The 16,601-nt window shown below is 63.6% G+C and carries 7 protein-coding genes and 1 pseudogene; 3 read left to right on the forward strand and 5 right to left on the reverse strand.

Annotated features, from left to right (window positions below):
* The first annotated feature begins 1,341 nt into the window (after positions 1 to 1,341).
* Positions 1,342 to 2,877: a hypothetical protein gene (locus A5622_RS14935; protein ID WP_156748688.1), complete on the forward strand. Its 1,536-nt coding sequence runs from the start codon at positions 1,342 to 1,344 to the stop codon at positions 2,875 to 2,877.
* On the opposite strand, the pseudogene A5622_RS28320 reads toward A5622_RS14935, so the two are convergent.
* The 4 genes and pseudogenes from A5622_RS28320 to eccCa all read right to left on the reverse strand — a co-directional run.
* A pseudogene (locus tag A5622_RS28320) lies at positions 2,874 to 3,791 on the reverse strand (AAA family ATPase); the annotation flags it as partial. The gene A5622_RS14935 and the pseudogene A5622_RS28320 overlap by 4 nt on opposite strands.
* Positions 3,792 to 4,633: 842 nt before the next feature.
* The gene (gene mycP / locus A5622_RS14950; RefSeq protein ID WP_066859708.1) at positions 4,634 to 6,010 is read right to left on the reverse strand and encodes a type VII secretion-associated serine protease mycosin; all 1,377 of its coding nucleotides are present in this window, start codon (positions 6,008 to 6,010) and stop codon (positions 4,634 to 4,636) included.
* Positions 6,007 to 7,371, reverse strand: coding sequence for a type VII secretion integral membrane protein EccD (gene eccD / locus A5622_RS14955; protein WP_232002981.1), 1,365 nt, complete (start codon positions 7,369 to 7,371; stop codon positions 6,007 to 6,009). The genes mycP and eccD (A5622_RS14955) overlap by 4 nt, the downstream gene beginning before the upstream one ends.
* A gap of 56 nt (positions 7,372 to 7,427) precedes the next feature.
* The gene (gene eccCa, locus A5622_RS14960; RefSeq protein ID WP_197508018.1) at positions 7,428 to 11,462 is read right to left on the reverse strand and encodes a type VII secretion protein EccCa; all 4,035 of its coding nucleotides are present in this window, start codon (positions 11,460 to 11,462) and stop codon (positions 7,428 to 7,430) included.
* Positions 11,463 to 11,574: 112 nt separating this feature from the next.
* Between eccCa and eccD (A5622_RS14965) the strand changes: the two genes are divergently transcribed.
* Positions 11,575 to 13,071, forward strand: coding sequence for a type VII secretion integral membrane protein EccD (gene eccD / locus A5622_RS14965; protein WP_066879505.1), 1,497 nt, complete (start codon positions 11,575 to 11,577; stop codon positions 13,069 to 13,071).
* A gap of 165 nt (positions 13,072 to 13,236) precedes the next feature.
* Here eccD (A5622_RS14965) and eccB read toward each other — a convergent pair whose 3' ends face one another.
* A complete protein-coding gene (eccB, locus tag A5622_RS14970; protein ID WP_232002161.1) occupies positions 13,237 to 14,757 on the reverse strand; it encodes a type VII secretion protein EccB in 1,521 nt (506 codons plus the stop codon).
* Between the two features lie 103 nt (positions 14,758 to 14,860).
* Between eccB and eccE the strand changes: the two genes are divergently transcribed.
* Positions 14,861 to 16,564 (forward strand): type VII secretion protein EccE, encoded by a 1,704-nt coding sequence (gene eccE, locus A5622_RS14975; RefSeq protein WP_232002982.1) that lies wholly within the window; start codon positions 14,861 to 14,863, stop codon positions 16,562 to 16,564.
* Positions 16,565 to 16,601 lie beyond the last annotated feature (37 nt).

A 16,601-nucleotide genomic window follows, 5' to 3' on the forward strand; every position in this document is an offset into this window, starting at 1 on the left:
TTGCCGGCGCCATGTTTTTCCAGCACGTCCGCCGCTTGGGTCGGCCGGTGCTCAACTCCCCGAAAGCCCAGAACGCCACGGTGCCTGCAAACCTAATGCGGCGCACCATAACTCCGCCTGCACCATACTGGACGTGGTCACTGGTATCAAGATGTTCGGTATCACCCGGACCACAGCTACCTGTAGTCGGCATTCTCGCCGCTGTGTCGTGGCGTGGGAGTTGAAGCCTCTCACCAAAGAGGAGGCGTGTCGTGGCGGTGGCGTCTCGGTGAGGACACGATTGAGGAATCGCTGGGTCAACGGATAAGGCTATGTGCCCTTGGCTCAGCTCGGTCGCGGGCCCGGGGCTTCGCGGTTCAGGCAGGGAGGGTTCGGCGGTGGTCTTGTCAGTTGTTCCTGCCGGGCTAGCGGGTTTCGCTGCTGCCAACAGCGCTGCGGCGGACATGATCTCGGCGGCAGGCTCGGCCGATTCAGTGGCACGGCTGGGTGCCCTGAGCCATTCGGAGAGCGTCGGCCCAACGGTGCCAAAGGACAGTCCTCCCGACGATGACACCGACGTCGATAACGCCATCGAATCAGTGTTGCAAGACCCGCGGGTCTTGACCGCCTTTGGGCCGCGGGTTGGGATTTTTCGTAGGTCAACGTCAATGACCCCGGCGAATTCGCGGCGCAGAACAGGAGCGGGCGCAGAACAGGATAAGTCTCGATGCCGTGCTGATCGGGCGGAAAACCTCAACCAGCAGACAATGTGGGTCAGTTATCGGAGAGGGCTCCCTTCCGCTATCCAATCAACCCCCACCAGGGGCAAACCCGAACCCTCGACCGCCCTATCCGGTGAAAAAGGCAATGATCGAAACGTGTGATGCGCCTCAGTCAGGCGGTGTGTTAGGTGCCCGCACCTTCCCCGGGGATGAACATCTGGGAATCAGGCATTCGACGAACACCGGCATTGGCGCGCATTGGGAAGGTCGGGCCTTGCTCACAGTAGTTCACGACCCCTACGGACACGACCATCGTTGGTCACGTGACGGATGGTTCGTTCACGAGGCTCGGCTGTTGCGACTTTTGGAGCCACGTAAACACTTTAACGTTCGCATCCGTCTCCGCGGGTCGCGGATCCCCCGCGATAGCGTCGCGTGGATTGGTGGGCTTCGGATCTGGCGCACTGCGTCAGTAGATGAGCCGTTTAATGAGGAATCCGGTTGTGTCACACCCTATTAGGGGACAGTGCACTGCTATCGCCTGGTGCACAACAGATTCGGCCGCCATAGCTATATGGTTAGGTGTGGAGGTTTTTGCCGTGGCCGTGTGTTTTCTGCAGGTTGATCACGAGGTGAGGGTGTGACGGAGCAGGGATCGGAAGCGTCGGAAGCCCGGGTGGATCCCATTGCGTCTGAGCCGACATCCTTAGCCACCGAGGGTATTTCCGGTACTTCTGAGGCTTCGGCGCAGGATGCGCAGCAGCTGGTGGAGGAGATTGCGCTGATTCTAGCCGGGGACGCACCGCCTGATTTCGATGCGCTCCGAGCGGTGTTCAGCGTGGCCGGGGACGAAGAGATCGTTGATGTGGTCGCTGACACCCCTGGTGGTGCGGTTGGAGTGCCCGTCGAGGTCGGGGCGATGCAGCGGGCGCGGGCTCATCGCGAGTTGACAGCGGGTGAACAGGGCCCGTGGCTGAGGTTGCTACTCCATGTCGACCGCGGCGGGATGGTGCAGGCGGGATTCGACTACGGGGACACGATGATTCCGTGGGAGCATCTTCTGTCCGGCGAAGCGTATCTGGTTGATTTGGAGCGTTATCCGCGTGCCGATGTTGCGTTGTGGCTGATGGCACACATTGCCTACGAGGGTCAGCAGGTGCGCACTGCGGCACAGGCAGCGGAGGCTCAGGCCGGTAACGGGGTGGGTGGGCGTGCGGCGCCGCGACTAGCCGACGATGAGATTCCGCCGCTGCCGGAGCTGTGGTCGCGAATGGCGGCGCTGGCGGCGGTGTGCGGCGGATCCGATGCGCCGCTCGGACCACGCATTAACCCGACCTATTGTGTCTATCGCGGTGGTCGTGGCGGGTGCACGCTGGCCCGCCTGCCCGACGGTCGTGCGGTATTGTCCGGCGGCGCTGATGATTCGGTGCTGTTGACGGCGGCGTATTGGGGTGTGATCGATTTTCCTGAGCTATACCGCGGCGCGCCACGCTGGGTGCACAATTGGTACCTCGATGAGCGGGTCGCCGATGGCCTGCTGTCGTTTTGCTACTGGTGGGACGGGGACCATTGGTACAGGGCCGATATCCGCGAGACGCCAGAGCAATGGGAGCCGGTCGACGAAATCGTTGATGCGATGCCCGACCTGGACACCGCCGACCATGCGGCCCGCCTGGTTGCCGACATGGTGTCGATCGCGGGGACGACGGCCACCGACGAGACACTGACGGCGGCTCGGGAATTCATCGCTGCCGCCGAGGCGCTCGTGGCCACACCGCGATGTCTCAACAGGTTGTTCCCAGATGGCGTTCCCGCTGGATTCGACTTCGCCGAAGCGCTCGCCCAGCTCGACGCGGCCGGTGTGCTGCTTCCCGCCCATGCACGCATCGGGGCCGAGGTCGCCAAGCAACTGGTCGCCGATTACTGCCGCGTAAACCGAGTCGAGACCGCCGATGACTCGCTCGATCGGCTGGAGGCGACCCGCATGGACGCTGGCTGGCACGTGTACTTTCCGGCCGCCGAAGGCGAGATCGCGATCGAGCGACCGGCGTTCTTGGTCGCCGACGACGGCGTCGTGCAGACCGCAACGTCAGGGCCGACAGCCGAGGCAGCCTTCGCGTTTACCACCCGCTTTGCCGCCAGGACGCGGGCCAAGGCGATTTCAGCGCCAGGCTAGCGGGGCCGCGAGAACTTTTCTGACACAGCGCCGGCCAGTTCGAGGTAAGCGCGCATGGTCTGGGGCTTGAGCAATCCGAAATCGAAATCGGAGCCCGCGGCCAAATGCCGTTCGAATGGAATGACGTGCGTCGACCTGCACCGGGCCGCGAAGTGTTCAACTACCTTGTCTAGCTTGACCGCCGCGGAACCCGGTTTCGGTGCGGTCAATACCACATGGGCTTCGCGCACCAACGCGGCGTGACCGTGCTGAGCAAGCCAGTCCAACGTCGCCGAGGCGCTGCGTGCCCCGTCGATAGCCGGCGACGTGACTAGAACGATCGCATTGGCCAAGTCGAGGATGCCGGTCATCGCCGAGTGCATGATTCCGGTGCCGCAGTCGGTGAGAATGATGTTGTAGTAGTGCCGAAGAATGTCCATCGTGCAGCGGTAGTCGGTCTCGCCGAACACCTCCGCCACTTCAGGGTCCTGCTCGCTGGCGAGCACCTCCAGTCGGCTGGAAGCCATTCGGGTGTGATTGCGAACGTCGGCGTACCGCGTAATGTTGGGATCCCGCAAAAGATCCCGCACGGTCGACGTGTTCGATGTGTCGGCGACGCGTTCCGCCAGAGTGCCCCGGTCCGGATTTGCGTCGACAGCAATGACCCGGTCGGTACGCACTGTCGCCAACGCCGAGCCCAGACCCAGAGTTGTTGTCGTCTTTCCGACTCCACCCTTGAGGGATATCACCGCGATGCGGAAATCACCGGCGATCGGCTGTCGGATCTGCTCGAGCAGCGCCTGCCGTTCACGGTCTTTGCGGGACAGACCTGGATTGATGCGACCGCCGGTGACCTTGTACACCACCGCTCGCCACCCCGACTCCGGCGCGTGCCGGACCTTGTTGACGATCTCGGCTTCGTCCAGCGGCGGTGGGACCTGAAACGATTGCTGCGCAACGTGCTCGGTAAGTCGCTGCTGTATTGGACCACTCGGCACCGTTGAACTCGGTGGGGCGTCGTCGTGCCCTTGTCGGTTCGGCGCCGCCTGCTCGGGCGGAAGCAACCACGGCAGTGGGGCTTGCCAGCCGGGCGGCAGCGGCGGTAACCCAGGCGGCCACTCCGGGGGGGTTTGCCAATCGCGCTGCGGCAGGGGTAGCCCGGGCGGCCACCCAGGCGGCGGTGGTGGCACGGGGCCAGGGGGTGTCCGCACCGGGGCTGCCGGCGGCTCGTCACGGTTAACGGCCGGTGAGCGGGCTTCCGATGCGTCGAACTCCGTGCCCACCGGAGAGGTAAAAGACTGCCACGGAGGTAACGCCATTTGTCTGGTGGAGCTTGGCCTGTTCGAATCGTCGTCGACGACGACGTCCTCCGTGGCGTCCTCCAAGGTCATCGACTCGAATTCGTTATCATCCCAAGGTTCCTCGTTTCCATCCGACGACATGTCGTCGACCGATTCCGGTTGCTGTGCCTGCTTTTGCAGCCGCTGGGCTGCCACTTGGGCCATCAGGCGGGCGGCGCGGCCTTCGATTTCATCGATGTCGCCAGACCCGGTCGGCGCAGTCTCGTCGACGGCCGCCGCGAAACCCCATGTTTCGTCCTGAGACTCGTCGCGCACGGGGGCGTGCGCGTCAGGCCGGTCGATGTCCTCAGCATCACCGTGTGACGTAAGCGTTTGTGCCCAAGACCCTTCGGAGGAAGGTAGGTGAGGACCTGCCGAGGCCTGATCCGCATTGAATCGATTGTTCATCACACCTCTAATTCTGTCGCCGCTTCGATTCACTTTCGGTTGCCGGTCGCGCCACCGATCACCACTATGGCGATCACCGCCAGCGCCGCGCAGGCTGCGACGACGCCCAGCACAAGGTCGCGGCCTCGGCTAACGACCGCCTCCCGCGGGGTCGGAGCGGTAATGGCACGGCCGGCAAAGGGAGCCGGTGCCTCGGTGGCTGGTGGCACGACGCGTGATAACGCGGCGATCGGGTCGACAACTCCATAGCCGGTCGCCGCGTTTGGCCCGGCCGCCGGTGTCTGCGCCGTGCGTTTGATCCGCTCCATGACCTCTGCGGCCGACATTTCGGGAAAACGCGATCGCATGAGGGCGACGACGCCGGATACAAAGGGGGCAGCGAAGCTTGTGCCGTTAACCGGCACCATGCCGCGCTGCGCGTCCTGCCAGGCGTTCATCAGCCCAGGCGCATTGGGGCTCAGCGAGGTCAGCTGCTCGCCCGGTGCAGCCACATCCACCCATGGTCCGTGCAGTGAGAAATCGCTAGGTCTCCCGTCCGGCGCCACCGCGCCGACGGTCAGGACATAGTCCTGAAACCACGGCGGGCTCGCGATCGTGCGCACTGAATTCCACGCGTCGGTCAGCGGAAGATTGGGGTCACGCACCTCGTTTTGCGCACTGCAAAGACCCTGTGAGTCAACGTTGCCGGCGGCGGCCACGACGACCACGTTCCGCTCGAACGCGTAGCGAACCGCTTGTCCAAGTGCGGCGTCGTTCATGCCGGCGCCCACCGGCGCGCATGCTGTCTCCGACAGGTTGATCACCGTCGCACGCAGATCCACGGCGCGGACGATGGCCAGCGCCAGGGTCTGCGTGCTTCCATAGCCCGGCGCCACCGCATTCGGATCGTTTTGTGCAGAACCGGCTCCGTGCGCCGAATACACATTGCTGTTCTGGCGGATCGACACTATGGTGGCGTCCGGCGCTACGCCGGCGAAGGCGTCGTCGGGATCCGGAGCGGCGGCAATTAGACCCGCGACCACGGTGCCGTGGGCGTCGCAATCCTCCAGGCCGTCCGACGCCGAAACATAGTCTCCGCCGCCTTCTAATGAACGCAGCCGGGGATGGCGTGACACACCCGTGTCGATCACTGCGACCCTCTGCCCGGCGCCGCGCGAAAACCTCCATGCTGCGCTGTAGTCGAGCATGGTGTCGGCATATGGACGCTGCCGGAACGCGCTGCCAGGAAACGTTGCACCGACGCCACAGGCGGCTTTCTGTTCGGTCGGGTCCGGCGGAGCGACGGGCCCGCCGGGTGGTGGCCCTGGCGGTACCAGCGGAGGTTCGACGGCGAGCGCTGGTACCGGTGCCGTGGCCGATCCCGCGATGAACAGGATGACGGTCAAGACCGCCACCGCGCGAATCATGCCGAGCCCCAGCGCTCGTAACCGTCAACCACCCATAAGGCCAGGGGGATCAGCGCGGCGACGACCAGGTAGTGCAGGTAAGCAAGCAACGCCTGGAGCCGTTGGGGCGCTCGCCCGGGCCGGGCCGTGGCACCGATCACCGCAAACACCACAGCCATTACTAGCAGTGCACCGAACGTGACGATGGATATCGGGCGGCTACCGTTCTGTGCCAGAAGACAACTCAATACCGTCAGGGCTACGGCTGGTGCCGCTAACGCCGCGCGCTCCACGACGGTGATGGGCCGCTGCGAGTGGAGTGCCAACGTCGCGGCGCAGGCCAACGCGAAAATCGCGCCAGACCACCGGACCGGCCGCACAGATATCAGGACGACAACCGCACCGAGCCCAGCGCTTAGCGCCAATCCTGCGTAGAGCGCCGACCGGGTGAACGTCTCTGAGCGCACGCGAGCCCACACATCGTGGCCACGTGACGGATTCCCGGACGTGACGTCGCTGCGGCCGTGACGGCGCCGCAGCGCCGCGACCCGAGGGAAACGGCGGGTCGCGCTGGGCACCGCGAGGCAAGCCAGCGTGGCGACGAGTGCCAGGCCGACACCAGCCACGCTGGTGCCAAGCCCTGCGGCGTACAGCGCCAGCGCGATTCCACCTAGGGCGCAGATCACTTGAAAGACAAGGTAACCCCAATGGCCAGTGCCTACAGCGAGATGCAGAACGGCACAAAGTGCCGTCATTGCCGCACAGCCGGCCGCCAACCCGTAGCCGCCTAACCCGTGAACCGCTACCCAGGTGACCGCACCGGCGATCGGCAACGCCGCCCACCCAAGCGCCGCTGCGATATCGCGCTGCGCGTAGCGGCGGTAGGCCAAAGCGGCCGCTCCTATCAGCGCCAGGGCCACGGTCACCGACCACGCCACCAACGGAGTGCGCTTGGCCGCGAACGTATTTGACAGCAGCAGGTAAACCCAACCACCGGAAGTGAGATACACGCCGGCGAACGCCATCCAACGCGCCGCAGTGCCGTCCCATCCGGGATGGGCGGCCTTGTTCAGACGCGCGGCCGCGTCAACCACGTCGTCGTAGAGCGTCGGCGGGGTCAACGCACGCTTGGCGGTCAGCCGCAGTAGTTCGCCCTCGGCTACGCCGGCTTCGCGCAACGTGCTGTCTGGCGGCAGCGGCGTCTCTCCGTCGTGCCGGTTGAGCACCCAGATGTCATTCTTTGCCTCCGTGATGGACGGGTCTTCGGACGCGTCGACCTCGCGCGGCGCCGTCAACTTCACCAAGTGCGGAAGCAGGACGACGATTGGCACATCGAGCGGCAGTGATACATCCACCTGAGTTCGGCTGCTCAAGAACGACAACCGCACCCGTTGAGGCGCGGGAGACATGACGCCAACGTCCGTCGCCAAGGCACCTGTCATAGGTCGGGCATCCAGGAAAGTTGGATTACGTCACTTTTCGTCGTCCGGGAGATGAACATCCCGCGTCCCGGCGGCATCGGCTGCGCTTTGTAGCCGAACAACGCGCCCTCGTCCTTGGTGCCGCTCATTACCAGGCCGTTGCACGAAAGATCCTTGAGTCGGCCGAGGATCGGATCCATCATGGCTCGCGCGGCGCCGCCGATCCGTCGAGTGACGACGACGCGCAGACCGATATCCCGTGCCTGCGGGAGGTATTCGATTAGTGCCCCTAGGGGGTGATTGAGCGATCCGCCGGGAATCAGGTCGTAATCGTCGATCAACACATAGAGATCCGGGCCTTGCCACCACGAGCGTTCTTTGAGCTGCTGTTGGGTGATGTCGCTGGGCGGCAGTCGGTCCTTCAACGATGCCGCCAACGAGGTCATCAGCTCCGCGCACGATTGTGCAGCCGTCGCGTATCCGCCGAGATAATCGTTGTCGACCACGCCGAGCAAGGTGCGCCTGAAGTCGACCAGTACGATCCTGCACTCTTGCGGTGAACTGTTCTCCATCAGGCCCTGGGCGATGTTGCGCAATAATCCGGTCTTACCGCATTCGGTGTCCCCAAGCGCGACCAAGTGCGGTTGCACGTCGAAATTCAGTACAACAGGGGCTAATTCGGCTTCACTGATGCCGATGGCCACCTTTGCCTTCCCTAGGGCGTCTGCCCGGCGGGCGAAGTCGACGACAGCGGTTCGGTCCACATTATGCGGAAGCATGCGCACCGGCGGAGCCTGCCGGTCGCCGTACAGCTGGCGCACCGCCTCGCAGGCAGCGGCGGCCCCGGTGGGTAGGTCTTCGACGTCGGAGCTTGAGTCCAGTCGCGGCAACCCGATCAAGATGTGTAATCGCTCCGCGTTCATCCCGCGGCCGGGTCGGCCAACCGGAACTAGTTCGGCCCATTTACGGCCGATGTCGCTGTCGATCGGGTCACCCATGCGCAGCTCGACACGGCTGCCAAGCATGTCTTTGACGGCGGGCCGGATTTCCATCCAGCGGCTGGCCGCGACGATCAAGTGAATACCGTAGGACAGGCCCTGGATCGCGATGGCCTGCAATGCCGGCTCGAGCGCTTCGAAGTCACTCCTGATTGTCGCCCACCCGTCGACCACCAGTACTACGTCGCCGAACTTGTCCTGGCTCAAGGGATCTGTGGCGGCGATGTCGGGATGCGCCGCCGCCAACTGGGCCTTGCGTTGGCGGAAATCTCGCATCGATTCGATCCGGAGGTCTCTGAACCGCAACTCCCGCTCGCGCAGCAGCCCGCTGATTTCGGCAATGGTGCGCCGAATGCGGTCGGCGTCCATGCGCCCGGCCACGCTGCCCACGTGCGGAAGGCCCGCCAGGCTGGCCAGGGTGCCGCCGCCGAAATCAAGGCAGTAAAACTGCAGTTGTTCGGGAGTGTGCGTGGCGGCCGCGGCCATGATCAAGGTGCGGATCGCTGTCGACTTGCCCGACTGCGGGCCGCCGACCACTGCGACATTGCCGAGAGCACCTGAGAGATCAACCGCCAGTCTGTCGCGACGTTGGTCATAAGGGCGGTCGACTACCCCTATCGGTAGCCACAACTGCCCGTTGATGTTGCGAGGATCATTCCACGGCGAATAGAGCAAGAGGTCGTTGACCGCGGGACTAGCCTCCAGCGGCGGCAGCCACACTTCGTGTGCCGGGCGCCCGTGGCCTCGCAGGCGACTTACCACGACGTCGAGCAGGGTGATTTTCGTCGGCCCGGAAGACGTTTCGGTCTCGGCCACGTCAGCGGCCTCCTCGATCGGTGCAGGTGCCGCGGGGTCCGTCTCGACAGGGGTGGCGGTGAACAGTTTCGGCGCCTGGGCACCGAGCAGTGATACCCGCCCGCTTCGTGACGAGATGCGGGGACTGACGTAGTCACCAGATACGTAGGAAGAATTAAACCGAATCGGCTCATCCGCGTCGCACTTCAAGAAGGCCGAGCCCGGCACGCTGGGCAGGTGGTAGGCGTCGGGAACGCCGAGCACACTGCGTGATTCACCTGCCGAGAAGGTCTTGAGTCCGATCCGGTACGAGAGGTGGGAGTCCAGCCCGCGCATCCGGCTCTCTTCGAGCCGCTGCGACGCGAGCAGCAGGTGTATGTGCAGCGATCGGCCGAGTCTGCCAATCATTACGAATAGTTCCGCGAAATCTGGCTTTTGGGACAGCAACTCGGAGAACTCGTCGACCACGATGAACAACGCTGGCAACGGGTCCAATTCAGCGCCGTTGGTCCGGGCGCGTTCGTACTCGGTCACGTTGGGAAAGTTACCCGCCGAGCGCAGCAACTCCTGGCGGCGGTTCATCTCGCCGGCCAGTGCGTCGCGCATCCGATCGACGAGCGTGAGTTCCTCGTCGAGGTTGGTGATGATTGCGGCGATGTGTGGGACGCCCTCCAGCCCGAGAAACGTTGCCCCACCTTTGAAGTCCACCAGAACCAGATTCAACACTTCCGGTGAGTGCGACGTGATCATCGCCAACACCAGCGTGCGCAGGAATTCAGACTTACCTGAGCCGGTCGCGCCAATGCACAATCCATGAGGGCCCATGCCGCCCTCGGCGGACTCTTTGATGTCCAGTTCGAGCGGTTGGCCCGACGGGGTATAACCGACGGGAACCCTTAAGCGTCGCCGTGGAGTTAGTTGTCGCCACACGTCCTCGGGGATGAGTTCGGCGGCGTCGGGAATTTTCAGCAGGGCCATCAAACCGGGATCGCTGGCGCGGGACTCCGAGTCGAGGTTGACGAGATGGGCAGCACCGCCGAGCTGGTACCCGCCGAAGACGCGGGCGGCGGCCTCGGCTTCGGCCAGTGTCAGGCGGTCTGGAGTGGCAAAGCGTTCGGTGCCGGCCGCGGTGCGTGCGGCCACGTCGTCGTTTTCCACCACCAATTGCAGGGTGCGCGCCGACGGACGGTCTCCGCGAGGGCCATTGAGGTCGAGCACCGTGACGCTCTCCAGCCCGGCGTCGGTGATCAATCGTTCATCACCGGTGACGTAGCCGTCGTCGATGACCACGACTAACTGCTTGGCACCCTGCTTCGGTTGAGCGTTACGGTTGAACCGTCCCCGCTCGGCGAGCTCGAATGCCAGCGAATTTTCCAATAGTTCCAACGACGGGTACAGCATCCGCATGGTGCCGCACCCGTCACGCGCCGACGGGTGTTGCGCCTGGGGCAGCCACTTCACCCAGCTCCAGCTCGGACTGTCCGGGCTGGCCGTCACCACTGCGACCTGCAGATGGTCTGGGCCGTGGAAGGCGCACAATTCCAGAATCATCGCCCGCACCAACTGCTGACCGAGTTGGCGGTCACCATCGAAGCTGATCGTGGGAAAAGCACGGAGCGAAACAGCCGTTGGCAATGCGTGGACCACCGAGTGCGTGCTGACGAAGCGCCGCAAGGCATTTGTCGAGACGGGCTCCAAGTCTTCGGGTGGTCCCGTCTCTGGGGCGATCAGACGGCTGGCCAGCCGCTGAGTCCCGACGCCGACGCGAACGTGGCAGAAGTCGTGGTCGGTGGGGCGGCGTTCCCACATCCGGCGTGTGCCGGCCACCTCGATAAGAGTTCGTGGGTCTGGATGGCTCCACTCCAGAGCGGCGCGCTGGGCTGCACCGGTTTCTTCGGCGTCGCTGCGCAGCCCGGCCAAGTAGGTGAAGAAATCCTTACGTTCCTCGTCGAGTTCTGCGGCGGCTTTCCCGGGTTTGCCGCCAGCACCGCCGCCCATGAACATGCCGGCCATGGACATGACCATCATCATGGGGAAAATGAGGAACGTCGGATTGCGGCTGACATCACGGCCGCCCACCGTGACCATCAGAGCGATCATCCCGACGACCGCGACAGCCATCATCACCGGCATCAGCTTGGTCAACAAATTGCCAGGGATGATGCGTGGCACTTCCGGAGGCGACTGAAGCTGGACCTCTCCGCCGGGCATTCGCGGCGGCGCGATGCGCAGGCGGCGAACGAACCCTTGCCGTGCCAAGCCACCTCCTGTGTGAATGCCTGCCCGCGGAGCCGGTTCACTCGATGAGCACCCGAAGGTCATTCAAAGGTATTGTCGCCCTGAATTGTTCGTCAGAAGGGGGCGCTGCCCGATGACGTTGCCGCCATCATTATCCGAGCTGGATTCTGAGTCAACCGATGAGCATGACCTCGGCCGGATCACCGTCGTGGTCGGTGGACTGCTGATCGACGTCGCCGTGCCCACCGGCGTGGCCACTTCGGCAATTGTTAACGACGTAATCGAGTTAGCCAACGACCAGCTTCTCGTTCAAGCCGGTGTGGATGTCAAAATCGATAATTCCGAGGGTAAGTGGATCTTTACGCGCCTGACAGGTGACCATATTGATCCGGGCCGGTCGTTGGCCGAAGCGGGTGTCCATGACGGCGAGCTCCTAGTCGTAGGCAAGGCGGGCGCACCCGCGTCATCGTCGCTGGCTGACAATCTGGAAGACATGCCCAGTCCGGGCGACCATCGCTGGCGGTGGTTCGCTGAGCAACTTTGGAGGTCAGGGTGGTTCGCCACCGGCATCGTCCTCTCGGCTGCCGCCGCCCTACTACTTCCTCGCGTCGCCCCTGTAGCTGGTTTCGCCGGCACGCCGGCTGCCGCTGTGTCCGCGTTGCTGGTTGGGGTCGGCTATGCGGTTGGCGCATTCGTGATTTCGTTCCGGTCCGGTGACGCATGCAAGGCGGCGTGGCTGGCGGTGACGGCGCTCCCGTTGATTTTCGGCGGCTCGCTAGATGCGTTACCCGCCGCCTACGGCGTGAACGCCCTGCCCATGGCTATGTCCGTGACGGCGTTGGTGGCGTTGTTGCAGCTGCTGGGCTCCGCTCGCGGCCGAACGCTGTATACCGCGGTGATCGCGGCTGCGGTGTTAGGTGTTCCAGCCCTGCTAGCGCAGTTGTTGCTGCACCCGAATCCGCGAAGTGTGGGAGCGATTTTGGCGACCGTCGCGGTCGTCGTGGTCTACGTCGCCCCCCGAGCCACGATCTTGGTGTCTGGGCTGCCGGTGCCGCGCGTTCCGACGGCTGGTGAGCCGCTTGACGATATCGAGACGCAAATCGGCAACGCGGTCGAGGGCGTCAATGCGGTTGGCAAGCAGGTCATCCCCACCGAGGAAGGGATGGTCGAGCAGGTGCGGCGGGCAAGGGAGTATCTGACCGGGTTAGTGGGCGCCGCCGCAGTACTCGCTGTGGTCGGCTGCTATTTCGCTGCTGGCGTCGCGGATGAATTCTTCTGGCAGGGGGCGGCTTTCGGTTTCGTGGTAGCAACGGTTCTGTGTTTACGGGGGCGCAGCCATCACGACCTGGTCCAGTCGGCGGTGCTGATCGTAGCTGGTTTGGTGATCGCGTTGGCCGTCATCCTCAAGACGGCCACTTTCGTCAAGGACTGGCAGACCAATGCCGCCGTTATGTTGGTCGTCTTGACGGCACTCTTGGTGGTGTGCGGGCTAATCGCGCCTGGCCGAGAGTTCTCTCCGGTAATGCGGCGTCGGGTTGAAGTTTTCGAGTACATTGCTATCGGATTGATATTTCCATTGGTTTGCTGGATTGTCCGGCTCTACGCTTTCTTTCGCGAGATGCGCATCTGATGTCGAAGCTGCATGGTAGGCAAAACCTCTCAACAGATTCACTTTTGGTTGCACCGAACGCTGCGGAGAGAAAGCGCGCGACTCATTGGTAGCCAGTGCCTCCGACTTGTTAGACAATGGCTCCGTTGGCGTGCAGGGGTTCCGATGAAGGCGCGGGGTCCGAGATCAGTGCTTGGGTGGTGTGACTGCATGGCCGTTAGGATCGGCCGCCATCCCGTCGTGGGCGATCAGCGCTGCCTGCGGGGATAATTCGGGTCCGGGCGGAAGTAACCTCAGTACCGACCACGGTGCCGCCTGAGGCATTGCGTTGGTGCTGCCGGGCCGTTTGACTCCGACGACGCCCAACGCTGTCGCTGCAGCCTGGTCGGGGATATGGAATCGGACACCGAGGTCGTTGACGTAGAACGATTGGCCCAGTGCCGAGCTGTCGGGACCGTCGGCGGAGGCTTGAACGTATTCCCCAGTACCGGGTTTGAGGTACACGCTGTCAAGCCCGGGTCCGCCGCCATCGGCAGTGGCCAGCTGTACCGGCTGCGCACCGCCGGGTAGCGGTAGGCGGCGTCCGACGAGCAGGCGGGTGGTTGCCTCGCCCGGCGAACTATTGCGCTGCCACGACATGCAAACCACGCGGTCCGGGTCCGTATGTACGAAACGCGGTGCCGTTGCCGGGTAATGGTTGACAGGTAAGTTGTGAACAACTGGCACGTCCCTGACGATGGCCGGGGATATGCCGATCGGCTCTGACACCGCAGGAGAATTGGGGTTACCGTACCGGATGATGTCGGCGGTCGCGGGGGAGATGGGTTGTAGCCCTTCTCTCAGCACCACGTAGAGCTGACTACCTCGCGAGTCGACGGTTCTCAGAATCGCGCCGACCCGGTAGGTCTCCGGCAGATAGGTGGTTGGCTCCGCGACGTTGGGGATGACGATCGGCACGATCGGTTCGACCAACGGGAAGGCGTTGAGAAATCCCGGCGAAGCCGGTCGAACTTCGCCGTCGGCCAAGCGCAGTGCGTTGTACAGAGTGGGATCGATGGGGTTAATCTCAGCCCGTACGCCGTTATATATGAGGTATGTGGTGTCGTTGGCTTTGGCGAGCAACGTCTGCTCGGGTGCAGCGGCCCGGATGTCTTCGCCAAACGCTGGGTCGTTTGCGAGCACCGTAGTCTCGACCATGGATGCGCCGGCCAGCTCAGAGACGGAGGGGGTTTGGGTGGAATCACATACCGTCCATGAGGACATCGCCATGTTCTCGCCACCGTCGATTCTGCTAGGGGCGCCCAGGATTCCGACCGCCGGGCCCAATGCGACGGTGTTAAGGAACTTGTCATCGACTTGTTGTGGCGGATCGCTCTTTCCCGCGATCAACCGTGCTGACGCCAAGTTGAGGGCGGGGTGCAGCCGGTCGCCGATTCGGATGAACAAGGTCCCGTTCGACTTGCTGATCATTATCGCCGAATCACCGAAGCCGGGCGCCGGCTTGAAGAACGCGAGCACTCCGGCCGCGCCGCAAACGACCATGGCCACGACCACCCCCGTCAACAGCGCACGCATCTGTCCGCGCATGGGGTCGTGGATCATCCGTGAGTCGGCACGGATCAGTGCGTGTTCAATCCGCCGAATCAAAAGGCGGTATCCATTTACTTGCGCGCGTGTAGTGACTTGCGCTGGCATGGTGGCCCCCATCAGAGTTTCGGCAGAATGCCTGACGGCGATATCAGCTTACTTGCATGGCCCGCCAACCGGCCGGAGTCCGAAATCGGTTGGCATGCATGAAGGGGACTAGTCAGTGAACGGCCATGACATTAAGCGGCGGCTCGTGAGGCATCCGCTCACGCATGCGGGTCCATCTGTATCGGCGGTGATCGTGCCGCAACGCTTGCTGCCCTTTACCGACTTGCTGGTGCTGGAATTTTTCGTCGCCACTGGCGTCGCCGTCGAGACTTCGCTCAACGGGCCTCGCTGGTACGGTGTGGCGGCCGGCGCGGCAGTGGCGTTGGCGTTTGTGACGAGAATCCGCGGATGGTCGATGCCGCGCTGGGCATCGGAGCGACTGGGCTTTTGGTATGAACGACGCCGCCGCAAGCGCAGCGCCGGGGGCAGCGATCCGTTCGACGCGGAACAATCCGACGGGTCGAGGATCGGTTTCCAGTGGGACGGCAAAGTCCTGATTTCCGTGGTGCGCGTGCAGGAGAACTCTCCGGTAATGACGGTCTTGGAACCGGCGGTCACGCCGCCTGGCGAGACGGTTTCGGCCCAATTGCTGGCGGATAGCCTGGTGCAGTTCGATATTAGGCTGGACTCTATCGATGTGATTAGCCAAGGTGCACGATTGCGCCGCCGCGGCCAGATCGGGTCGGTCTACGAGGCGGTGCTGGGACCATTGCCGGCGGTCGCCCAGCGCTCGGTGTTGGTAACGGTCCGTTTGGACCCGACATTGTGTCCCGATGCGGTGCGCAACCGAGGGGGTGGCTGGCAAGCCATTGTGCGAACGGCGGCTACTGCCACCCGGCGGGTTGCCAACCGGCTGTCCGATGCGGGGTTGCGTGCGCAGATCATGACCGCCGACGAAATCATGCAGGCCACGAGCGAAATGTCACATGGCATCAATCCGAGCGCCATTGAGGAAACCTGGCGCGCCTGCCGCACGGCTAGGTTGGAGCTGCGCAGCTACCTTCTTAAGCCTGCAATGCTTGCCACTGATGCCATCGGGCTGCTGTGCGCGGTGCCGAGTGATTCGACGACGGTGTGTATATCGCTGCGTCGTGACGAACGCAATGCCCTGATCAAGGTTCGTGGCCTGGTGCGGTTTGATGGCCAAGGACAGCCCCGGGTTCAGCCGCTCGGCCTGGGGCGCTTGGCCGGCAGACAATATGCCGCGCTGATCTCTAGTTTGCCGTTGCCGTCACCGCGACGGTCGGTGCCGAACTGGTACTTCCGGAATGGTGTTGAGGCGCTTGGGGACCTCGAGTTATCCGTGTCCGGATGCGGTCAGGTGGTCGGGGCGGACGAGCACGGACGAGCTGTTGCCGTGGCGCTATTTGGCCCGAGTGTGACTCGGGTGGAGATCTGCGGCACGTTGCATCTGGCTCAACAAGTGGTGCTGCGGTCCTCGGCGTTGGGCGCCTGGGTCCGGGTTCAGACCCGCCGGCCCGTCGCGTGGCGGGAAATGGTTCAACAGGTCGGTGACCCTAGTCTTCTGAGTGTCAACGACAGCGACGTTGACTCGATGAGTGCCCGCTCGGATCGCGACTATGGGATCGAAATGTTCGACGGGGTCGCAGATCCGGCGGTTCGCGACGGGGTGACGACGATGGTTGTCAGAGCACCGCACGCCGAGCCATCAACGGATGCCGATGTTACCTTGCGACTGCTTGATCACAATCGCGACCTCCTCCAGGTGTGCACCCGGTCAGCCTCAGTGATGGTGACGATGGTGGCCACTCCCGACGAGATGCGTTATATCAAGTCGTCGTTGGGCATGTCGGACTGACTATTAGTGGTGATCGACGGGACGCGCAGGGAGGGGC

It is taken from the genome of Mycobacterium sp. 1245801.1 (assembly GCF_001673055.1).
Classification (GTDB): domain Bacteria; phylum Actinomycetota; class Actinomycetes; order Mycobacteriales; family Mycobacteriaceae; genus Mycobacterium; species Mycobacterium europaeum_A.